This window comes from Thauera sp. SDU_THAU2 (assembly GCF_038260575.1).
Classification (GTDB): Bacteria; Pseudomonadota; Gammaproteobacteria; order Burkholderiales; family Rhodocyclaceae; genus Thauera.
On the sequence record NZ_JBBWUN010000003.1, the window covers coordinates 1,798,993 to 1,818,326 of the forward strand.

The following is a 19,334-nucleotide window of genomic DNA, read 5'->3' on the forward strand; positions in this document are numbered from 1 at the left end:
GAAGCTGAAGTGCCGTCAGGCGGGCGCCTGTAGATTGGGGGCGTCCGTGTGTGGTGGTGCTTGCCTGGTGCTCAGGCGGAATATTTGTACTGGTACTGATAACCCTGGTAGCCGAAGCGGTGCCGCTGCCGCTGCAGGTCCAGGCCGTTGAAAACGAATCCCTTGACGCTCACGCCACCCTGCTCCAGGCGCTTGACGGCCTGGTCCAGCTCGCCGATCGGATGGCGGCCTGCCCGCGCGACCAGAAGCGTGGCGCCCGTCAGGCGGCCGACGATCGCGGCATCGGACACGGCAAGTACGGGAGGCGCGTCGACGATCAGCACATCGCACTGCGCCTCCAGGCCATGCAGCAGCGCCGCGAAACGCTCATGCATCAACAGCTCCGAAGGGTTCGGCGGGATCTGGCCGGTCGTGACGATGGATAGACCGTCCACGAGGGTCGGACGCACGATCGATTCGAATGGCAGGCCGCTGGTGATGAACTCGGAAACCCCGCCATTGCGCGGCAGCGCGAATTCCTTGTGGATGTGCCCTTTGCGCAAATCGGCATCGACGATGATGACGCGCTTGCCGCTCTGGGCCAGCACGGCACCCAGATTCTTGGAAACGAAGCTCTTGCCGACGCCCGGCGCCGGACCGGTGATGAGTACCGAACCACGATCTGCGCCCAGCAGGGCGAAATGCAGCGTGGTGCGCAGGCTGCGCAGGCTTTCCACCGCAGCGTCGTCCGGATGCGTCACTGCCAGCAGTTCTCCGGCACTCTTGCCGCGCTTGATGCGGCGATCGACCTCTTCCTCGGCCTTGCTCTCCGGCACGGTGGCATACACGGGTAGCGAGAGTTCGCGCTCGATGGTCTCCGGATCCTCGACGACCACCCGCAGGGCGCGAATCGCCCAGACCGTGCCCAGGCTGATCAGCGCGCCGATCACCCCCGACAACAGGACGATGAGCGCCTTGCGTGGAGCGATGGGCTGGCGTGCGGTCACCGCACTGTCGATGATGCGCACGTCGCCTACCGTGCCCGCCCGGGCGACGCGCAGTTGCTGTGCGCTATTGAGCAGGTTGGTGTAGAGCGCGGTGGACACCTCGACGTCGCGATGCAGGCGCAGCGCCGTCTGCTGCGTATCCGGCAGGCGGGAAACGTCCTTGTCCAGGGTACTGCGCAGCGCCCGCAGGCGGGCGATCTGCGAGTCCACCGACTGGACCTGCGGGTGCTCGGCAGTGAAGCGCTGGCGAAGCTCATCGCGTTTCTGCTGCAGCACGACGATGTCGTTGTCCACTTTGACGATGGAGCTGAGCATCGCCTGCGTTTCCATCGTCAGATCGATGGATCCGCGGTTCTGGCGGTAGTTGTTGTAGGCGGCTTCCGCCGTATCCAGCTCGTTCTTGAGCTCCGGCAACTGGGCCTCGAGGAAAGCCAGCGTGGACTCGGCTTCCGCGGAGCGGTATTCCACGTTCTGTCGTACATAGGCATTGAGCACTTCGTTCAGGATCGCCGATGCCTGGGTACGGTCGGCGTCGGAGAAAGCGACCTCGATCACGTTCGACTGGCGGGCGCGTTCCCGTACCTCCAGCGCATCACGCAGCGAGGCGATCGCCTCGGCCTGGCCGCGCCTAGACACCTCGAAACGGGTTCCGGGACGCGCGACGAGCTCGGCCACGAACAGGCTGACGCGCTCGCCGGTGACCGGGGTGCCCACGGCGCCTTGCGCGAGCAGGTTGCCGTCATCATCGAGAAGCCGGAACTGCTCGCCCTCCTCCACGACGAGGGTCAGCGGCGCACCGACGAGATCCGGCACTACCTCGAGGCTCTGCAGCGTGATGCGTTCGCCTCCCCAGGCATAGCTGGACAAGCCGAGGAGCGGTTCGGCCGGCGCATCGGCATTGGCGTGGCGACGAGCCATGGCGCGACCGACGATCGGGAAATACTGTGGTTCGGCGGCAATGGTGAGGCTGAGGCGCTCGACGACGCGGCTGAGGATCATGCGTGAGCGCAGGATTTCAAGTTCTGCGGCAACCGAGGTCGAATCGCCCAGCACGGCCTCGACATCGCGCAGCGCGGCGATTCCCCCTTGGCCTTGCCCTTGTCCTCCACCTGCAGCATGGCGTCGGCACGATAGATGGGGGTGGACACCAGTGCGACGAACACGCCCACGGAGATCGCAAGAGCGGTGATGGCGAGGATGAGCCACTTGTATTCGAACAAGGTGGCGATGATTTCACCCAGATTGATGAAATCGTCCGCCTTGCCTCGCTGGCCGGGCGCGTGGTTGCGTTGGGCTTCGTTGATGGGAACGGTGTGCGGAGTCTGTCGAGCCAAAAGTGGAGCTTCCTGAAATGGGTTCGATCAAGCGCAATAGTGTGCGTAGCAGATGGCGTTCTTGTTACTGGCGGCCGTTGAAGAGCGGATAGCGCGTTTCGCCGAGCAGGTTGAGCATCTGCGATGTCGGCAGGATGTTGCTGACGACACGGTTCCAGCGTGCGACGGCGGCCACGTCGACATAGACGATGTCACGAGGGCGCAGCGGGAAACCTTCGGCCAGCAGCAGCGAATCAGGCGAGCTGGCGTTGAGATGGAAGAGTTCGGAGGTACCGTTGTCGCTTCGCATCACGTAGATCCAGCTCGGATCGGACGTGATCTGGTTGACGAAGCCTGCTTCGCTGAGCGCTTCGGCCAGCGTCGTGCGCCGCTTGTTCATGACGAACGAACCGGGCTCCCTGACCTCGCCCAGCACGAAGATCTTGTTGAGCTGGCGATCGGGCACGTTGACGATGTCGCCGGGCTGCAGCTCGACGTTTTGCGACACGTCGCCGTCTTCGTACAAGGCTTGCAGGTCGACGCGCCATGTCTGGCCGCCGCGTGTGAGCAGCACGTTGCCGTGGTCTGCTTCGATGGTGATGCCGCCGGCGCGATTGATCGCCTCGACTAGGGTCATCTTGATGTCGTTGATCGGCTGCAGGCCCGGCTCTCTGACTTCGCCGACGACGTAGACGCGCTTGCTGCGGAAGGCCACGACGCGCACGTCGAGCTGGACGTTCTCGATGACCTTGGACAGGCGCTGGGCCAGGATCTCGCGCACCTGGCGAGGCGTCTTGCCCGCCACGTTGAGCGTTCCGGCGTAAGGGAAAAAGATGGTTCCGTCGTCGGCGACCAGGGTGCCGGACTGCTCGGCAGAGCGGTAGGAACCTGCAGGAATGGTGATCTCGGGATGGTCCCAGACGATGACGTTGATGATGTCGCCGGGGCCAAGCTCGTAGTCCTGATGGGCAAGGCCGAAGTCGGGCACGGTCGCCGGCCGTACCGCGGTGCGGCCGCCGGATTGCGTCGAGCGGAAGCCGGGCTCGGCATTGCGGATTTGAGCGATGATCAGATCGGCCGTGATCGGAGTGATGGTGACGTTGTCCGGAACGGGCTCGGACTGGCGGGCTTCGTCATCGACGATCGGCAAAGGCACTGAAGAAGTCGTCCGCATATCCCAGGCGGAAGTGCCGGGGATCACCGTGCATGCCGACAGCGCTCCCGCCAGGCCTGCAATCAACCCCGTCCGTACGAACCATTTTCCGCTGGTGGTCATGGCGGGCGACAGCCCGGAAAATGATGACGACAGCCATTTGCCTTTCATTAAGCAGCCCTATCCAAAACCACCGTGATCGCCGGCCGGCGCCTCCGATGTTTATCAAAACAACGAAAAACGCCAAAAACAATCGGCTTGCAATCAAAAAACAGGAATGTCAAAAAAATATAGGAACAGGCGGCTAATTTTTATTTATCAGCGCCTTGCAGTGCACAATAATACACGGATGCTAAGCACTCATGCTTTCATTATTGCTTCTGCATGTAAACGCCGACGTTCGGAGCGAACTGCGGACAAGCTTGAGGCAGGGATGTGACAGATGTGCTAAGCCAGTTCGCGCATCCGCTCGAGCGCTTCTTCGACGCGGTCGACGGCGATCACGTCCAGGCCTTCGATCGCCTGGCGCGGCGCATTGGCCCTGGGGATGATGGCGGTATCGAAGCCGAGCTTCGCCGCTTCCCTGAGCCGCTCCTGGCCACGGGGCGCCGGACGGATTTCGCCTGCGAGCCCCACTTCGCCGAAAACCGCCAGCCCTTGCCGCAGCGGGCGGTCGCGCAATGACGAGACGATGGCGAAGAGGATGGCGAGATCCGCTGCCGGCTCGGTGATCTTGACGCCGCCGACGGCATTGACGAACACGTCCTGGTCGTAGCACACGACGCCCGCATGGCGATGCATGACGGCCAGCAGCATCGCCAGCCGGGTCGGCTCCAGGCCCACCGACAGGCGCCGGGGATTGGGGCTTTGCGCCGAATCGACCAGGGCCTGGATCTCGACCAGCAGTGGGCGCGTGCCCTCCTGGGTGATCAGCACGCAGCTTCCCGCCACCTGCTGGGCGTGCTGCGACAGGAAGATCGCCGAAGGATTGGAGACGCCTCGCAGGCCCCGCTCGGTCATGGCGAACACACCGAGTTCATTGACTGCGCCGAAGCGGTTCTTGAAGGCCCGGATCAGCCGGAAGCTGGAATGGGTGTCGCCTTCGAAATACAGCACGGTATCGACGATGTGCTCGAGCACGCGCGGGCCGGCCAGCGTGCCGTCCTTGGTGACGTGGCCGACCAGGATCAGGCTGGTGCCGCTCTGCTTGGCAAAGCGCGTCAACTGCGCCGCGCACTCGCGCACCTGCGCCACCGAGCCCGGCGCGGACTGCAGGGTTTCCGAATAGATGGTCTGGATCGAATCGATGACGGCCACGCGTGGCCGGGCTTCGCGCAAGGCCTGCAGGATGCGCTCGAGATTGATCTCGGCCAGCATCTGCAGCTCGGATGGCGGCAGCTGCAGGCGGTGGGCACGCAAGGCCACCTGCTCACCCGACTCCTCGCCGCTGACATACACGACCTTGTGGGTGCCGGACAGATGCGACAGCGCCTGCAGCAGCAGGGTCGACTTGCCGATGCCCGGGTCGCCGCCGATCAGCACGACGCCGCCCGCGACCAGGCCGCCACCCAGCACGCGGTCGAACTCGTCGAGCCCGGTCGGCTGGCGCGGCTCCTCGCGTGGCTGCAGCGACGACAAGGGCCTGAGACGGCTGGTCTCGCCCGCCAGTGCGGCAAACCGCCCGCCTCCCGCCGGAGCGGCGGTGATGGCGGTCTCCACCAGGGTGTTCCAGGCCTGGCACTGCGGGCACTGCCCTTGCCAGCGGGCCACCTGCCCGCCGCATTCGCTGCAGACGTAGGCGGTCCTTGCTTTTGCCATTAGTCTTTTGCCATCAGCCCTCGGCGTCCGTGTCGCCGGCCATCCGGACGAACTCCTCACAGACGTAATCGGCGAATGCCGTGATCAGGCGCGAGCGGAACTTGTCGCGCGGCAGGATGACTTCGAGCGGCGTGTAGATGCGGGGCTCGAGGCGAACCGCGGCCAGCCGCCCTTCGGCGACGTCGCGCCTGATGGCACGGTCCGATGCGATCGCGAAACCCAGGCCGGCCGCCGCGAGCTGCTTGATCGTCGCCAGGCTGCCGAGTTCGGCGCAAAGATTGATTTCGCTCCCGGCGATGCCTGCGGCCTCGAAGAACTCATCAGCGATCTGGCGGATGCCGTTGCCCGGATCGCGGTCGATGAAGGGGTGGCCGATGAGATCCTTGGCCGTCAGCTTGTCGAACTTCGCCAGCGGATGGTCGGGGCTGCAGATGACCATGAGTTCGTCGCGGGCGGCGCTGCGGCGCTCGATGCCGTTCTGTTCGGTGACGATCTCGATCAGGCCGATGTCGAGGTCGCGCGCGGCGACGCTGTCCTCGGTCAGCTTGGAGTTGCCGACCACTACGCGAGGCAGCACCCGCGGGTACTTGCGCTTGAAGCCTTCGAGCACGGCCGGCAGCCAGTAGGCCGCGATCGTCGTGCTGGTGCCGATCTTGATCTGCCCCGCCAGTTCGTCGGTCAACTCGGATACGCGCGAATCGAGCTCGGCCGACAGCCCGAGGATGCGCTCGGCGTAGGCCAGCACGAGCTCGCCTGCGGGCGTCAGCGTGATCTTGCCGTGGCCGCGGTCGAGCAGACGCGTATCGAAGTGCTCTTCGAGCTGCTTGATCTGGAAGGTGACGGCCGGCTGAGTCATGTAGAGATGCTCGGCGGCACGGGTGAAGGAGCCGTGCTTGGCCACGGCATGGAATACCTGAAGTCTGCGGTCTGCCATGGTGTAGATAAGTATGATTTATTAAGTGGATTAGATCACAAACCGCTCCACATTGGACAGATATCCTGTGCCCTCGATGGGGCAGGATCGCCTCCAGCGGCCCAGGCAAGCGTCCATCCGTGTTATAAACCGCGCTTCCCGACCACAGGTGCCCGGTACATTCACGATGCCGCTTGGCTTCTACATCATCATGGCAGCGCAGTTCTTCTCTGCGCTCGCGGACAATGCCCTGCTCATCGTCGCGATTGCCCTGTTGCGGGACATGGCTGCACCGTCGGAATACGAGCCCCTCCTGAAGCTGTTCTTCACGGTCTCCTACGTCGCACTCGCGGCCTTCGTCGGCGCCTTTGCCGACTCCATGCCCAAGTGGCGGGTGATGCTGATCAGCAACACGATCAAGATCGGCGGCTGTCTGATGCTGTTCCTCGGCGCCCATCCCCTGTTCGCCTACGCGGTGATCGGGCTGGGCGCGGCAGCCTACTCCCCCGCCAAGTACGGCATCCTGACCGAGTACCTGCCCCACCGCCTGCTGGTCGTGGCCAATGGCTGGATCGAAGGCCTGACCGTCGGCGCGATCATCATCGGCACCGTGATGGGCGGCTTCATGATCCTCGACGGCGTCGCCGACGGCTTGATGGGGCTCGGCCTGCCCTTCGTCGATACGCCTTTCGAGGCGGCCGTGCTCGTCATCGGCTCGCTTTACCTGGTTGCGGCCATCTTCAATCTCTACATCCCCGATACCGGCGTCGACCACAAGCCGCTCAAGAGCAACCCGCTTTACCTGCTGCACGACTTCAACCACTGTCTGCGCCTGCTGTGGCGCGACAAGCTCGGACAGATCTCTCTGGCCGTCACCACCTTGTTCTGGGGCGCGGGCGCGACCTTGCAGTTCATCGTGATCAAGTGGGCCGAGCACAATCTCGGCATGAGCCTGTCCCAGGCATCGATGATGCAGGGCGTCGTCGCGCTGGGCGTTGCGGCAGGCTCCATCGTCGCCGCGCGTTACGTGACGCTGCGCAAATCCGTCAGAGTGATTCCGCTGGGCATCGCCATGGGAGTCGGCGTGATCTCGATGATCTTCGTCAACAGCACCAGCGCGGCGATGCTGCTGATGGTCACGGTCGGCGCGCTGGCCGGCTTCTTCGTCGTGCCGATGAATGCGCTGCTGCAGCATCGCGGCCATATCCTGATGGGCGCCGGCCATTCGATCGCGGTACAGAACTTCAACGAGAACCTGTCCATCCTGGTCATGACCGGCACCTACGCCCTGCTGATCATGCTGGGGCTGTCGATCAATACCGTGATCGTGCTGTTCGGGCTGTTCGTCGCCGGCACGATGCTGCTGGTCAAGCTTCGCCACGAAGCCAATCAGCGCGAATTCGACAGCGCCGCCCTGCTCGAAGACCGCAGCCATTGAACGGCACGGCGGCGCTGCCACAGGCCTGCCGCCCGCTCAGCCTCCCTGCTGCATCACTTTGCGGGCAAAGCACAGATCGGCCCAGGCCTTGCCCTTGTCCTGCGGATTGCGCAGCAGATAGGCTGGGTGGTAGCTGACCACCACCGGAATGCCCTTGTAGTCGAAGATGCGGCCTCTCGCCCTGGAAATGCTGATTTCGGTATTCAGCAGCGCCTGGGCCGCAGGGCGGCCCAGCGCGAGCAGCAGACGGGGCTTGACCAGTTCGATCTGGCGCTCGAGATAAGGCAGGCAGGAGCCGATTTCCGCCGCTTCGGGCGTGCGATTGTGCGGCGGACGGCACTTGACCGCATTGGCGATGTACACATTGGCACCGCGTTGCAGCGCGAGCGCGGCAAGCATGTTGTCCAGCAGGCGGCCCGCCTGGCCGACGAAAGGCTCGCCGCGCTGATCCTCCTCACGTCCCGGCCCCTCGCCCACCAGCATCCAGTCGGCCTCGCGGTCGCCGACGCCAGGCACAGCCTGCTTGCGCTGCTCGCACAGGACACACGCCCGGCAATTGCGTATGTCGGCTTCCAGCGCGTCCCATTCGAGCGCGGCGATGCGCTCCAAGCGTCCGGGGTCGGGCATGCCGGCAGCAGGCCGCACGGGTTCGGCGCGCGTCGCGGAGCCCGAATGCGCGATTTCCGTTCGAGGGGCGCGTTCCCGGTGCCAGGCCGCATCGCCGCCTGCCGGCGCCGAACGCATGGGAGCGGATGGCGGGTTGGCTGCCGCATCCACCGGCGGCGCGGCCGGCGATGGCATTTCCGCCACCGCAGTGCTTTGATCGTCGGCTTCCCCGCCTGCCGACCGCAATCGCCAGACCGGGCCCAAACCCATCTCGCGGATGATCGCATCACGCCGGGAGCTTGGCCTGCGCATGGGTGCCGCCATTCGTCAGAGCTCCCGCCGCATCACGACGGCGTCCTCGCGGCCGCCCTCAGCGGCATAGTAGCCTTTGCGCAGGCCGATCTGCTCGTAGCCCAATGCCTGGTACAGCGACAGGGCGGCGACGTTGGACGGGCGCACTTCCAGGAAGAACTGTGTCGCCCCCCTGCTGCGTGCGTCGCCGTGCAGCCATTCGAGGAAGAAGCGCCCGAGTCCACGCCGCTGGGCACTGCGGATGACGCTGATGTTGAGCAGATGGGCTTCGTCGACAACGGCGAGCACGATGGCGTAGGCAAGCATGCAGCCCTCCTCCTTCATGATCCATGCGCCGTGTCCCGCCGCCAGCGAATCGAGAAAGTTGCCGCGGCTCCAGGGAAACGCATGCAGCGAAGCCTCGTGAGCTTCGATCCAGTCGAGATGCTCCGCCTGCATCGGCACGAATTCGCAACGACCCGTCATGCTCAGGCCCTGCCGCCGCGCGCCAAGCGTTCGGCCGTGGTCAGGGCCACCTTGTCGCGGATGTAGAGCGGCGCCGCGGCTTCGGGCGATACCAGGTCGCCACGCGCCGCCGATCCTGCTGCCAGCCGTGCCACTTCGTCCGCCCGGGCAGTCAAGCCATCCAGGCAGACCGGAAGCCGGTCACTGGAAACGCGTATACAGGGCATCGGGCCAGACCCGGAAGGCGGAACCCGCTGCCGCCCAGCATCCGGGAGGCAGCTCGACATCCTCGGGCGCCAGGCAGCGAATGGGGGAGATCGCCCGTACCGCATCCTTGCCGGTCTCGAAAGCGGCGCAATAGACCTCTCCCATGCGCGCATCCGTTGCCACGAACACCCTTTCAGCCCCCGTCTGCAGTGCGATGGCATCGAGGCTGCCGATGGCGGCAATCCCCAGATCGGCTCCCAGGGCAAGCCCCTGAGCCACGCCGCAGGCCAGCCTCAGCCCGGTGAAAGCGCCCGGCCCGGCACCGAAGGCGACGGCATCGAGCGCGGAGACGGCAAGTCCGGCGTCGGCCAGCAACTCGTGCGCCTGGTTCAGCACCGACGCCGAATGCCGTGATGCGCCTTCGATTCGGCGGGCGGCAATGGCACCATCGACGAGAAGCGCAACGCTGGCCAGTTCGGATGAAGCTTCGAGTGCGAGGATTTTCATGGTGCCGGTATTCTACCGGCTCGGACCATGGGATTCAGTGCGACTTCTTCTTTCTGGAAGGGCCGGGCTGTTCCGGATAGGCGCCGCGCATGGCATCGCGCAGATCGCGGTGGAGAGCGTTGCGCTCTTCCACGTTCAGACGGCGGGGTTCGGAGGCTTTGCCACCAAGCTCGTGGGAACTGGTCAGCAGATGGTTGCGCAAGCCCTCGTGGCGCAGCCCCTCGCGCATGGGTACCGGACCGCTCGGCAGTCCGGAATCCTCGCCGCGCGTACGCGCCTCGGCGATACCGGCGGCGGTGAGCAGACAGACCGACAACACACAGGCCATCACGCATCGGCCATGATGCGGCGAGGCGGAAGACCGGTAGAACGGACCAGAGGAGGCGGAAGTCGGTGTCATCGGGTGAGGCACTGCGCGTCGATCGTGAACCGAACATACGGTAAATCCGCGTCGCGTGACAGTCCTGTGCGCCGGTACCGATGATGCTTTGTAAAACGGTGTTGCCTGTTTGCCACGCTCTTACGAAGCGTTACCGGGCCGCCGGCACCGGCCTTTCCCCGGTACTGGCAAGCTCGCGTTTTGAAGGATAGGATTGGCTCCATGAACCTGAAAACCCGCTATCGCGTACTGTTGGTGGACGACGACGCTCGTCTGCGTGAACTGCTGTCCCGCTATCTTCAGGAGCAAGGTTTCGCGGTCAAGGCCGTGAGCGACGCGCCGATGATGGATCGTGCATTGCATCGCGAGCACTTCGACCTGATGGTGCTCGACCTGATGCTGCCCGGCGAGGACGGACTGGCCATCTGCCGCCGGCTGCGTGCGGCAGAAAACAATCTGCCGATCATCATGCTCACCGCCAAAGGCGATGACGTGGATCGCATCGTCGGGCTCGAGATGGGGGCCGACGACTACATCGCCAAGCCGTTCAATCCGCGCGAACTCGTCGCCCGCATCCAGGCCGTGATGCGGCGGCAGCCGCACACCCTGCCCGGCGCACCGACCGCCGAGGATGAAATCGTCGCTTTCGGCAACGTCAGCGTCAATCTGGGCACCCGCCTGCTCGAGCGCAACGGCGAGGAGATCCAGCTGACCACCGGCGAATTCTCGCTGCTCAAGGTGCTGCTGCAGCATCCGCGCCAGCCCTTGTCGCGGGACAAGCTGATGGAACTGGCCAGAGGGCGCGAATACGGGGTCTTCGACCGGGCCATCGACGTGCAGATCTCCCGCCTGCGCAAGCTCGTCGAGGAAGACCCGGCCAAGCCCCGCTTCATCCAGACGGTCTGGGGTTTCGGCTACGTGTTCGTGCCGGAGGACGTCAAGAACGAATCGGGTGAAGGCAAGGCAGCCGCCAGCGAGTAAGCGCGGCATGTCCGCCAAGCTGCACCCCGGTCGCCGGCCGCGCTCGGTGACACGCCTGCTGCAGGCCTGTCTGCCCGGCACCCTGCTCTGGCAGACTTTCCTGCTCGTCGCCTTGCTGCTGATCCTGGCGCTCGGCGCCTGGTCCCAGATCTTCAGCTATTTCCAGGAGCCGGCCCGGTCGCGCGACGTGGCGCAGATGGTGGTTTCGGTCGTAAACCTGACTCGCACCGCACTGACCAATGCCGATGCGGGACGCAGGACCGATCTGCTGATCGAGCTTGCCGCGCTCGAAGGCATCCGCATCTACCCGGCGGAAGCGTCCGACGAGGTCGAACCCCTGGCCGATACGCGGCCGAACCGCCTGCTCACCAGCGACGTGCGCCGGCAGCTGGGAAGCCACACGCGCTTCGCTTCGCGCTGGAAGACGCTCGATGGCTTCTGGGTGAGCTTCCGGCTCGACCCGGACGATCAGCACAACGAATACTGGGTCATGCTGCCCGGCGAGCGGATCGAAAGCCCCGACACCTTCGACTGGCTCGTCTGGGGGCTCGGTGCGCTCTTTGCCGCGATGCTCGGCGCCTACCTGATCGCTTCGTGGATGGGCAGGCCGCTGCGCCAGGTGGCGCGCGCAGCCCGGCTGGTCGGCAGCGGCCAGACACCGCCGCCGCTGGATGAGTCCGGTCCGCATGAAATCGCCGTGGTCGCCCACGCCTTCAATCAGATGACGGGCGACCTCGCCCGCACCGATGCGGATCGCGCGCTGATCCTGGCAGGCGTGTCCCACGACCTGCGCACGCCGCTGGCGCGCCTGCGCCTGGGAGTCGAGATGTCGGGGGCGCCGGACAGCGAGGTCACGGCGATGGTGTCGGATATCGAGGAGATGGACCGGATCATCGGCCAGTTCCTCGACTTCGGCCGCGGCGTGCCGCAGGAGCCCGCACAAGCGGTGGATGTCGTGCAATTGGTGCGCGAAATTACCGAGCCTTACCGCTTGAGGGGAATCGATCTCCAGCTCGATACGCCGGAAATCCTGACATGCAACGCCCGCGCCCTGTCCCTGCGCCGGGCGCTCGCCAACCTGATCGACAACGCCCTGCGCTATGCGGGAGAGGACAAGCGGCTCGACGTCGTGGTCGGGCCGCACGACGGTTTCGTCTGTGTCGAAGTGGCCGACCGGGGCCCGGGGATTCCCGAAGACGAAGTCGAGCGCATGCGCCATCCCTTCACCCGGCTCGAAAAGGCCAGGAGCAATACCAAGGGAGCAGGCCTGGGGCTGGCGATCGTCGAGCGGGTGATGCGCTCCCATGGCGGCCGGCTGGATCTGCTGCCGCGCGAAGGCGGCGGCCTCAGAGCGATCCTGTGCCTGCCGGCAGATGGAAACCCGAGCGGGCGCGCTAGAATGCAGAGTTCACAGGATGACAGTTTCTCCCATGCCCACTGATACCGCCCTGCCGCCGAACGCCACGCCATACGAGCGCCTGGGCGGCGAAGCCGCCGTCCGCAAACTGGTCCGGCGCTTCTATGGACTCATGGACACGCTGCCCGAAGCCTGGACGGTGCGCCGGATGCATGCCGAGGACCTCTCGGGCTCGGAAGAAAAGCTTTTCCTGTTCCTGTCCGGCTGGCTCGGCGGGCCGAACCTCTACGTCGAGCGCTACGGCCATCCTTTCCTGCGGGCCCGGCATCTGCCGTTCTCGATCGGCATCCGGGAGCGCGATGAATGGATGCTCTGCATGCGCCAGGCGCTCGAGGAGCAGGTCGCCGACGGCGCATTGCGCGCCAGCCTGCTCAGCGCGTTTTCGTCGCTCGCGAACCACATGCGCAACCGGGCGGAAAACGAAGCCACAAGTGCCGCCGTGACGCTTGACACGCTTGGCAACGGGCAGGCTTGAACACTATCGCTATAATTCGACCGCATGAAATTTCTCTTCGACCTCCTTCCGGTCATCCTCTTCTTCGCCGCCTACAAACTTGCCGGTGCCCAGCCCGAAACCTCCCATGCGTTTGCGGCCCAATGGCTGGGAGACGGCATCGACGTCGCACAGGCGCCGATCCTGATCGCCACCGCGGTCGCGATCGTCGCCACCTTCGCGCAGATCGCCATCGTCTGGGGCAAGCATCGCAAGGTCGACACCATGCTCTGGGTCAGCCTGGCGATCATCGTCGTGTTCGGCGGCGCAACCCTGTTCTTCCACAACCCCACTTTCATCAAGTGGAAGCCGACCGCGCTCTACTGGCTGTTCGGCGCCGTGCTGATCGGTTCGGCGACGCTGTTCAAGCGCAACCTGATCCGCAAGATGCTGGAGGCGCAGATACAGTTGCCCGACGAGGTCTGGACACGCCTGAACCTGGCCTGGGCGGGCTTCTTCGTCGGCATGGGCCTGCTCAATCTCTACGTCGCCTACAGCTTCAGCGAGGAAGCCTGGGTCAACTTCAAGCTGTTCGGTGGAATGGGCCTGATGCTTGCCTTCGTGCTCGGCCAGGGCTTCTATCTTTCGCGCCATATCGAAGAGGAAAAAAACTGATGTTCTACGCCCTGATCGGAGAAGACGCGCCCGGTACGCTGGAGCGGCGCATGGCGGTACGCCCCGAACACCTGGCCCGCCTTCAGGCACTGAAGGACGAAGGCCGCCTGCTGCTCGCCGGCCCCATGCCTGCGATCGATTCGCCCGACCCGGGGCCGGCAGGCTTTGCCGGCAGTCTCGTCGTCGCCGAATTCGACTCGCTGGCCAGCGCGGAAAAATGGCTGGCCGAGGACGCCTACGTGCGCGAAGGCGTCTTCGCGAAAACCAGCGTGCGCCCCTTCCGCAAGGTCCTGCCATGAGCGCCGAGGCGGCCGAGCGGATCAGGCTGCGCCTGAGCGAGGCCTTTGCGCCCGACGAGATCGAGGTCCGCGACGACAGCGCCCTGCATGCCGGCCATGCAGGCGCACGCAGCGGCGGTGGCCACTATGGCCTGCGCATCGTCGCCAGTGCCTTCGCCGGGCACGGCACGGTCGCTCGCCATCGCATGATTTACGAAGCCCTGGGCGACATGATGAAAAAGGACATTCACGCGCTCGCCATCAAGGCAATGACGGCCGACGAGGCCACCCAAGCAACCCACCCCTGAAGGAATACCGATGAAACGCTTCCCGAGCCGCCTCGCCATCGCCATGCTGGCTGGTTTTCTCGCCTTTCCCGCCGCTGCGGCCGCCCCGGTAGCCAAGGTCAACGGCGTCGCCATCCCGGCCGAGCGCGCGGAAGCGATGCTTGCCGAACAACGCGCCCAGGGTGCGCAGGACAGCTCCCAGCTGCAGGACGCGGTGCGCGAGGAACTCGTCCGCCGTGAAGTCCTGAGCCAGGAGGCAAGCAACCAAGGGCTTGCCAAGAAATCCGAAGTTCAGACCCAGATGGAACTGGCCAAGCAGGCCATCCTGATCCGCGCCTACCTGCAGGACTTCGTCCAGAAGAACCCGGTCACCGACGCCGAGATCCAGCAGGAATACGACGCGATCAAGAGCCGCATGGGCGACAAGGAATACAAGCCCCGCCATGTGCTGGTCGAGACCGAGAACGAAGCCAAGGCGATCATCGCCAAACTGCAGTCGGGCACGCCTTTCGAGGAAGTGGCCAAGGAATCGCGCGACCCCGGCTCCAAGGACCGCGGCGGCGACCTGGGCTGGAGCAACCCGGCGATGTTCGTCCAGCCTTTCTCCGAGGCCATGGTCAAGCTCGAGAAAGGCAAGTTCACCCCCACGCCGGTGAAGAGCGATTTCGGCTATCACGTCATCCAGCTCGACGACGTGCGCACGACGCAGGCTCCCCCGCTCGACGAGGTCAAGCCGCAGCTGCAGCAGCGCCTGCAGCAGCAGAAGATCGAGAAGCACGTGCTCGATCTGCGCAGCAAGGCCAAGGTGGAATAATCCGCCTGCCCGCATGGCGGGCTTCGGCCTGCCTGCGAAAACGAAAAGAGAGGCTGGATCGTTGTGATCCAGCCTCTCTTTCGTTTGGCTGCTGCGGTGAAAAGGCGGCCTCTCCTCGCGGGAAAGGCCTGCCCGCCGCTCAGAACTGCTCTTCCGCCAGCTCGAGTGCAGCCGCCGCACCATTGACGATGGTGTAGGCCAGGCCTGGCGCCTGTGCCAGCACGTGATCGGCGTAAAAGCGCGCGGTGACGATCTTGGTCCGGTAGAAGCCGGATTCGCTCTCGCCTGCTTCGAGCCTGCGCTTGGCCACCAGCGCCGCACGGCCCATCTGCCAGCCGCCGGCGACGATGCCCAGCAGCTTCAGGAAGGGAACCGAGCCCACCGACGCAGCCTTCACGTCCTTGCCGTAAGTGGCCAGGATGTAGGCGACCGCCTCCTCCACCGCAGTGATGCCGGTACCGAGCGGCCTGGCAATGGCGGCGAGGGCATCATCGCCGGCGGCGGACAGTTCGGCTTCGACTCCGCGCATCACCTTGATCAGCGCGGCGATGGTGGCGCCGTTCTCGCGCGCGATCTTGCGGCCGATCAGGTCATTGGCCTGGATTGCGGTCGTACCTTCGTAGATCGTCGTGATGCGGGCATCGCGAAGGTGCTGGGCGGCGCCGGTTTCCTCGATGAAGCCCATGCCGCCGTGAACCTGCACGCCGTCCGAAGCGACGTCGATCGAGTTCTCGGTGCTCCAGCCCTTGACGACGGGGATCATCAGATCGACGAAAGCCTGATTCAGCGCCCGGACCGCTTCATCCGGATGGTGGTGGGCCTTGTCGGTGGCAGCGGCGACCACATAGGCCAGCGCACGCATGGCCTCGGTCTTGCTCTTCATGTTCATCAGCAGGCGGCGGACGTCCGCATGGTGAATGATGCTGACCTTGGGGCCGCCGCGGACACCCGCCTCGGTCCCCTGGATGCGGTCCTTGGCATATTGCAGGGCATGCTGGTAGGCGCGCTCGGACAAGGCCAGGCCTTCCATGCCGACGGCGAAGCGGGCCTCGTTCATCATGATGAACATGTACTCCAGGCCGCGGTTCGGTTCGCCCACCAGGGTGCCGATCGCCCCGCCCTTGTCGCCGAAGGCGAGCACCGCGGTCGGGCTGGCATGGATGCCGAGCTTGTGTTCGATCGACACGCAATGCACGTCGTTGCGCGCACCGAGGCTGCCATCGGCATTGACCAGGAACTTCGGCACGACGAACAGCGAAATGCCTTTCACCCCTTCGGGCGCGTCCGGCAGGCGGGCGAGCACCAGATGGATGATGTTGTCGGTCATGTCGTGCTCGCCGTAGGTGATGAAGATCTTCTGGCCGAAGATCTTGTAGGTGCCATCACCCTGCGGCTCGGCCTTCGTGCGCACCGCAGCCAGATCCGAGCCCGCCAGGGGTTCGGTCAGGTTCATGGTGCCGGTCCATTCGCCGGAGACCATCTTCGGCAGGTACATGTCCTTCTGCTCGTCGGTGCCGCGCAGCATCAGCGCCTCGATGGCGCCGGTGGTCAGCATCGGACACAGCGAAAAGGCCATGTTGGCCGACTTCCACATTTCCATCACGGCGGTGGACAGCAGCTTGGGCAGGCCCTGGCCGCCATACCGGGGATCGCAGGCGATCGCCGTCCAGCCGGATGCACGGAACTGGTCGTAGGCGTGTTTCCAGCCCGGCACGGTATGTACTTCGGTGTCCTTCCACTTGGCCCCTTCCTGGTCGCCGATCCGGTTCAGCGGCGCGAGCACGCCGCTGGCGAACTTGTCGGCTTCTTCGAGGATGGCATCGACCAGGTCGACCGAGACTTCTTCGTTACCAGGCAACTGCGCGACTTCGTCGAGACCGGCCAGCTCACGCATCACGAACTGCATGTCGCGAATCGGGGCGTTGTAATTGCTCATGGATTCGATATCTCCTCAGTTTGTTGGAATCACTTGTTGATCAGGTAGCGATTGTCATCGAAGCCGGCTACCCAGTCCGGCCGGTAAACCACCAGCAAAGTCACGATCGCACCGTTGATCCAGGCCTCGGCAAAGCCGAGGAGCAGGAAATAGGGCAGGTATTCCGTCAGCAGGTAATCGGCGGGATAGGCGCCTGCCGCGGCCAGCGCCGCCGACGCGGTCAGGCCCTGGAGCATGACGGTCAGTGCAGCCCCGGCAAAGCCGGTGACGAAGATGAAGACGAAGAAATGAGCCGGCAGCCAGCGCTCTATGGCGCGCTGGAGCAGGTGCGCGACGGCCACCGGGATGGCCGCCATCAGGATGAAGTTGATCGGCCATGCGCTCCACTCCACCGCCCCGTTCAAGGTGATTCCCGTCAGAGCTCCCGCCAGCGCCAGCAAGCCCAGCCAGGGGCCGAGAATCAGGGTCGCTGCCATCGCGCCGAGCATGTGCAGGTTCAGGCCGGGCTTCACGCCCGCGCGCATGCTCCACAGCAGCATCAGCCCGACGATGAAGCCCAGCAGCAGATTGAGCTGCGAGCCGCTCTGCAGGCGCCGCCACGGCGCACGCAGCAACAGCTTCGACAGGATGAGCACGGACAGCGCCAGCATGACCCAGTGCCAGGTCGCCGGAAACAGCGAGCTTGCGAGGTTCATGCCGACGCTGTCCGTTGCTGGCCGCGCTCAGACGGCGGCGGTCAGTTCCGGCACGACCTCGAACAGATCGCCCACCAGGCCGTAGTCGGCCACCTGGAAGATCGGCGCCTCCGGATCCTTGTTGATCGCCACGATCACCTTCGAGTCCTTCATCCCCGCCAGATGCTGGATCGCCCCCGAGATGCCCACCGCGATGTACAGCTGCGGTGCGACGATCTTGCCCGTCTGCCCCACCTGGTAGTCGTTGGGCACGTAGCCCGCATCGACCGCCGCACGGCTCGCGCCCAGCGCCGCCCCCAGCTTGTCCGCCAGCGGCTCGAGCAGCCGGTGGTAGTTCTCTCCGCTGCCCACGCCCCGGCCGCCCGAGACGATGACCTTGGCCGCACCCAGCTCGGGGCGCTCGCTCTTGGTCAGCTCGCGGCCGACCAGCACCGTCACGCCCAGGTCGGCACCCGCCGCCAGCGCTTCGAGCGGGGCGGCACCGCCTTCTGCGGCCGCATCGAAGGCGGTGGTGCGCACCGTGACGACCTTGATCGCATCCGCGCTCTTGACCGTCGCCAGCGCGTTGCCGGCGTAGATCGGGCGCACGAAGGTGTCGGCACTTTCGACGGCGACGATGTCGCTGATCTGCGCCACGTCCAGCAGCGCCGCCACCCGCGGCAGCATGTTCTTGCCGTTCGGCGTCGCCGGCGCCAGCACGTGGCTGTAGCTCGGCGCGAGGCCCTTGACCAGTTCGGCGACGTTCTCCGCCGTCTGCGCTTCGTAGTGCGGTGCATCGCACACCAGCACCTTGGCCACGCCGGCGATCTTCGCCGCCGCCTCGGCCGCCGCGCCGCAGCCGGCACCGGCCACCAGCACATGGATGTCGCCGCCCAGCTTGGTCGCCGCGGTCACGGTGTTGAGCGTGGCGGCCTTGAGCGATTGGTTGTCGTGTTCGGCAATGACGAGAATGGTCATCAGATCACCTTCGCAACGTTCTTGAGTTTGTCGACCAGCTGGGCGACGTCCGCCACCCGCTCACCTGCGCTGCGCTTGGGCGGCTCGGCCACTTTCAGCGTCTGCAGCCGCGGCGCCACATCCACGCCCAGCTCTTCGGGCTTCAGCGTGTCGAGCGGCTTTTTCTTCGCCTTCATGATGTTGGGCAGCGTCGCATAGCGCGGCTCGTTCAGCCGCAGGTCCGTCGTCACCACCGCCGGCAGCGAAATCGACAGCGTCTCCAGCCCGCCGTCGATCTCGCGCGTGACCTGCGCCTTGCCGTCGGCGATCACCAGCTTCGAGGCAAACGTCGCCTGCGGCCAGCCCGCCAGCGCCGCCAGCATCTGGCCGGTCTGGTTGGCGTCGTCGTCGATCGCCTGCTTGCCGCCGATCACCAGCGTCGGCTGCTCACGCTCGGCCACCGCCTTCAGCAGCTTGGCCACCGCCAGCGGCTGCAGCTCGGCATCGGTCTCGACCAGGATCGCACGGTCGGCGCCGATCGCCAGCGCCGCACGCAGCGTCTCCTGGCATGCGCCCACGCCGCAGCTCACCGCCACCACCTCCGTGGCCACGCCCGCTTCCTTCAGCCGCACCGCCTCTTCCACCGCAATCTCGTCGAACGGGTTCATGCTCATCTTGACGTTCGCTATATCCACGCCGCTGCCGTCAGCCTTGACGCGAACCTTCACGTTGTAGTCGACAACGCGTTTCACGGGTACGAGAATCTTCACTCTGCCGCGCTCCTTTCATTGGTCAGAATATCTTCC

Annotated in this window: 22 protein-coding genes; 8 read left to right on the forward strand and 14 right to left on the reverse strand. The window is 65.2% G+C overall.

What is annotated here, in order from left to right:
* Window positions 1-71: 71 nt before the first annotated feature.
* From AAFL97_RS09770 to AAFL97_RS09790, 5 genes are all read right to left on the reverse strand, one after another.
* The gene (locus AAFL97_RS09770) at window positions 72-1,985 is read right to left on the reverse strand and encodes a polysaccharide biosynthesis tyrosine autokinase (RefSeq protein ID WP_341644732.1); all 1,914 of its coding nucleotides are present in this window, start codon (window positions 1,983-1,985) and stop codon (window positions 72-74) included.
* Window positions 1,982-2,320 (reverse strand): Wzz/FepE/Etk N-terminal domain-containing protein, encoded by a 339-nt coding sequence (locus tag AAFL97_RS09775; RefSeq protein ID WP_341644733.1) that lies wholly within the window; start codon window positions 2,318-2,320, stop codon window positions 1,982-1,984. The genes AAFL97_RS09770 and AAFL97_RS09775 overlap by 4 nt, the downstream gene beginning before the upstream one ends.
* A gap of 64 nt (window positions 2,321-2,384) precedes the next feature.
* Entirely contained in the window at window positions 2,385-3,623 is a 1,239-nt protein-coding gene (locus AAFL97_RS09780) for a polysaccharide export protein (protein WP_341644734.1), read from the reverse strand.
* A gap of 276 nt (window positions 3,624-3,899) precedes the next feature.
* Window positions 3,900-5,270: a DNA repair protein RadA gene (gene radA / locus AAFL97_RS09785; protein ID WP_341644735.1), complete on the reverse strand. Its 1,371-nt coding sequence runs from the start codon at window positions 5,268-5,270 to the stop codon at window positions 3,900-3,902.
* A gap of 13 nt (window positions 5,271-5,283) precedes the next feature.
* Complete coding sequence (locus tag AAFL97_RS09790; protein ID WP_341644736.1) at window positions 5,284-6,204, reverse strand: LysR family transcriptional regulator; 921 nt, start codon at window positions 6,202-6,204, stop codon at window positions 5,284-5,286.
* 166 nt (window positions 6,205-6,370) lie between these two features.
* Here AAFL97_RS09790 and lplT point away from each other — a divergent pair, with 166 nt between their 5' ends.
* On the forward strand, window positions 6,371-7,621 hold the full coding sequence (gene lplT / locus AAFL97_RS09795; protein WP_341644737.1) for a lysophospholipid transporter LplT: 1,251 nt from the start codon (window positions 6,371-6,373) through the stop codon (window positions 7,619-7,621).
* A gap of 36 nt (window positions 7,622-7,657) precedes the next feature.
* On the opposite strand, the gene AAFL97_RS09800 is transcribed toward lplT, so the two are convergent.
* From AAFL97_RS09800 to AAFL97_RS09820, 5 genes are read right to left on the reverse strand one after another with little or no spacing between them, the layout of a single operon-like run.
* Entirely contained in the window at window positions 7,658-8,539 is an 882-nt protein-coding gene (locus AAFL97_RS09800) for a uracil-DNA glycosylase (protein WP_341644738.1), read from the reverse strand.
* A 15-nt stretch (window positions 8,540-8,554) separates the two neighbouring features.
* The gene (rimI, locus tag AAFL97_RS09805) at window positions 8,555-9,004 is read right to left on the reverse strand and encodes a ribosomal protein S18-alanine N-acetyltransferase (RefSeq protein ID WP_341644739.1); all 450 of its coding nucleotides are present in this window, start codon (window positions 9,002-9,004) and stop codon (window positions 8,555-8,557) included.
* Between the two features lie 2 nt (window positions 9,005-9,006).
* A complete protein-coding gene (locus AAFL97_RS09810) occupies window positions 9,007-9,159 on the reverse strand; it encodes a hypothetical protein (protein ID WP_341644740.1) in 153 nt (50 codons plus the stop codon).
* A 25-nt stretch (window positions 9,160-9,184) separates the two neighbouring features.
* Window positions 9,185-9,697, reverse strand: coding sequence for a tRNA (adenosine(37)-N6)-threonylcarbamoyltransferase complex dimerization subunit type 1 TsaB (gene tsaB / locus AAFL97_RS09815; RefSeq protein ID WP_341644741.1), 513 nt, complete (start codon window positions 9,695-9,697; stop codon window positions 9,185-9,187).
* A 34-nt stretch (window positions 9,698-9,731) separates the two neighbouring features.
* Complete coding sequence (locus tag AAFL97_RS09820; protein WP_341644742.1) at window positions 9,732-10,097, reverse strand: hypothetical protein; 366 nt, start codon at window positions 10,095-10,097, stop codon at window positions 9,732-9,734.
* Between the two features lie 201 nt (window positions 10,098-10,298).
* Here AAFL97_RS09820 and ompR point away from each other — a divergent pair, with 201 nt between their 5' ends.
* The 7 genes from ompR to AAFL97_RS09855 are packed head-to-tail and all read left to right on the forward strand — an operon-like array spanning window position 10,299 to window position 14,961.
* Window positions 10,299-11,057 carry an osmolarity response regulator transcription factor OmpR gene (gene ompR, locus AAFL97_RS09825; RefSeq protein WP_068637850.1) on the forward strand — a complete coding sequence of 253 codons (759 nt, stop codon included), beginning with the start codon at window positions 10,299-10,301 and terminating at the stop codon, window positions 11,055-11,057.
* 7 nt (window positions 11,058-11,064) lie between these two features.
* Window positions 11,065-12,498 (forward strand): ATP-binding protein, encoded by a 1,434-nt coding sequence (locus tag AAFL97_RS09830; protein ID WP_341644743.1) that lies wholly within the window; start codon window positions 11,065-11,067, stop codon window positions 12,496-12,498.
* Window positions 12,488-12,949, forward strand: a complete 462-nt coding sequence (locus AAFL97_RS09835) for a group II truncated hemoglobin (protein WP_341644744.1) — start codon at window positions 12,488-12,490, stop codon at window positions 12,947-12,949. The genes AAFL97_RS09830 and AAFL97_RS09835 overlap by 11 nt, the downstream gene beginning before the upstream one ends.
* Window positions 12,950-12,973: 24 nt before the next feature.
* Complete coding sequence (locus tag AAFL97_RS09840; protein ID WP_341644745.1) at window positions 12,974-13,582, forward strand: septation protein A; 609 nt, start codon at window positions 12,974-12,976, stop codon at window positions 13,580-13,582.
* On the forward strand, window positions 13,582-13,881 hold the full coding sequence (locus tag AAFL97_RS09845; RefSeq protein WP_263459641.1) for a YciI family protein: 300 nt from the start codon (window positions 13,582-13,584) through the stop codon (window positions 13,879-13,881). Before AAFL97_RS09840 ends, AAFL97_RS09845 begins: the two co-directional genes overlap by 1 nt.
* A complete protein-coding gene (locus tag AAFL97_RS09850) occupies window positions 13,878-14,168 on the forward strand; it encodes a BolA family protein (RefSeq protein ID WP_341644746.1) in 291 nt (96 codons plus the stop codon). The genes AAFL97_RS09845 and AAFL97_RS09850 overlap by 4 nt, the downstream gene beginning before the upstream one ends.
* A 10-nt stretch (window positions 14,169-14,178) precedes the next feature.
* Window positions 14,179-14,961: a peptidylprolyl isomerase gene (locus AAFL97_RS09855; protein WP_341644747.1), complete on the forward strand. Its 783-nt coding sequence runs from the start codon at window positions 14,179-14,181 to the stop codon at window positions 14,959-14,961.
* Window positions 14,962-15,100: 139 nt separating this feature from the next.
* Here the strand turns inward: AAFL97_RS09855 and AAFL97_RS09860 are convergent, their stop codons facing one another.
* From AAFL97_RS09860 to AAFL97_RS09875, 4 genes are read right to left on the reverse strand one after another with little or no spacing between them, the layout of a single operon-like run.
* Window positions 15,101-16,897: an acyl-CoA dehydrogenase gene (locus tag AAFL97_RS09860; RefSeq protein WP_341644748.1), complete on the reverse strand. Its 1,797-nt coding sequence runs from the start codon at window positions 16,895-16,897 to the stop codon at window positions 15,101-15,103.
* 29 nt (window positions 16,898-16,926) lie between these two features.
* Window positions 16,927-17,592, reverse strand: a complete 666-nt coding sequence (locus AAFL97_RS09865; RefSeq protein WP_341644749.1) for an energy-coupling factor ABC transporter permease — start codon at window positions 17,590-17,592, stop codon at window positions 16,927-16,929.
* Window positions 17,593-17,619: 27 nt separating this feature from the next.
* Window positions 17,620-18,549 (reverse strand): electron transfer flavoprotein subunit alpha/FixB family protein, encoded by a 930-nt coding sequence (locus AAFL97_RS09870; protein WP_341644750.1) that lies wholly within the window; start codon window positions 18,547-18,549, stop codon window positions 17,620-17,622.
* Window positions 18,549-19,298: an electron transfer flavoprotein subunit beta/FixA family protein gene (locus AAFL97_RS09875; protein WP_263459647.1), complete on the reverse strand. Its 750-nt coding sequence runs from the start codon at window positions 19,296-19,298 to the stop codon at window positions 18,549-18,551. Before AAFL97_RS09875 ends, AAFL97_RS09870 begins: the two co-directional genes overlap by 1 nt.
* Window positions 19,299-19,334: the final 36 nt, after the last annotated feature.

Coding starts and splice junctions, on each gene's coding strand:
- AAFL97_RS09770 (WP_341644732.1), bottom strand. CDS start 1,985: ATGATCCTCAGCCGCGTCGTCGAGCGCCTCAGCCTCACCATTGCCGCC.
- AAFL97_RS09780 (WP_341644734.1), bottom strand. CDS start 3,623: ATGAAAGGCAAATGGCTGTCGTCATCATTTTCCGGGCTGTCGCCCGCC.
- radA (WP_341644735.1), bottom strand. CDS start 5,270: ATGGCAAAAGCAAGGACCGCCTACGTCTGCAGCGAATGCGGCGGGCAG.
- AAFL97_RS09790 (WP_341644736.1), bottom strand. CDS start 6,204: ATGGCAGACCGCAGACTTCAGGTATTCCATGCCGTGGCCAAGCACGGC.
- lplT (WP_341644737.1), top strand. CDS start 6,371: ATGCCGCTTGGCTTCTACATCATCATGGCAGCGCAGTTCTTCTCTGCG.
- AAFL97_RS09800 (WP_341644738.1), bottom strand. CDS start 8,539: ATGCGCAGGCCAAGCTCCCGGCGTGATGCGATCATCCGCGAGATGGGT.
- rimI (WP_341644739.1), bottom strand. CDS start 9,004: ATGACGGGTCGTTGCGAATTCGTGCCGATGCAGGCGGAGCATCTCGAC.
- tsaB (WP_341644741.1), bottom strand. CDS start 9,697: ATGAAAATCCTCGCACTCGAAGCTTCATCCGAACTGGCCAGCGTTGCG.
- AAFL97_RS09820 (WP_341644742.1), bottom strand. CDS start 10,097: ATGACACCGACTTCCGCCTCCTCTGGTCCGTTCTACCGGTCTTCCGCC.
- ompR (WP_068637850.1), top strand. CDS start 10,299: ATGAACCTGAAAACCCGCTATCGCGTACTGTTGGTGGACGACGACGCT.
- AAFL97_RS09830 (WP_341644743.1), top strand. CDS start 11,065: ATGTCCGCCAAGCTGCACCCCGGTCGCCGGCCGCGCTCGGTGACACGC.
- AAFL97_RS09835 (WP_341644744.1), top strand. CDS start 12,488: ATGCCCACTGATACCGCCCTGCCGCCGAACGCCACGCCATACGAGCGC.
- AAFL97_RS09840 (WP_341644745.1), top strand. CDS start 12,974: ATGAAATTTCTCTTCGACCTCCTTCCGGTCATCCTCTTCTTCGCCGCC.
- AAFL97_RS09845 (WP_263459641.1), top strand. CDS start 13,582: ATGTTCTACGCCCTGATCGGAGAAGACGCGCCCGGTACGCTGGAGCGG.
- AAFL97_RS09850 (WP_341644746.1), top strand. CDS start 13,878: ATGAGCGCCGAGGCGGCCGAGCGGATCAGGCTGCGCCTGAGCGAGGCC.
- AAFL97_RS09855 (WP_341644747.1), top strand. CDS start 14,179: ATGAAACGCTTCCCGAGCCGCCTCGCCATCGCCATGCTGGCTGGTTTT.
- AAFL97_RS09860 (WP_341644748.1), bottom strand. CDS start 16,897: ATGAGCAATTACAACGCCCCGATTCGCGACATGCAGTTCGTGATGCGT.
- AAFL97_RS09865 (WP_341644749.1), bottom strand. CDS start 17,592: ATGAACCTCGCAAGCTCGCTGTTTCCGGCGACCTGGCACTGGGTCATG.
- AAFL97_RS09870 (WP_341644750.1), bottom strand. CDS start 18,549: ATGACCATTCTCGTCATTGCCGAACACGACAACCAATCGCTCAAGGCC.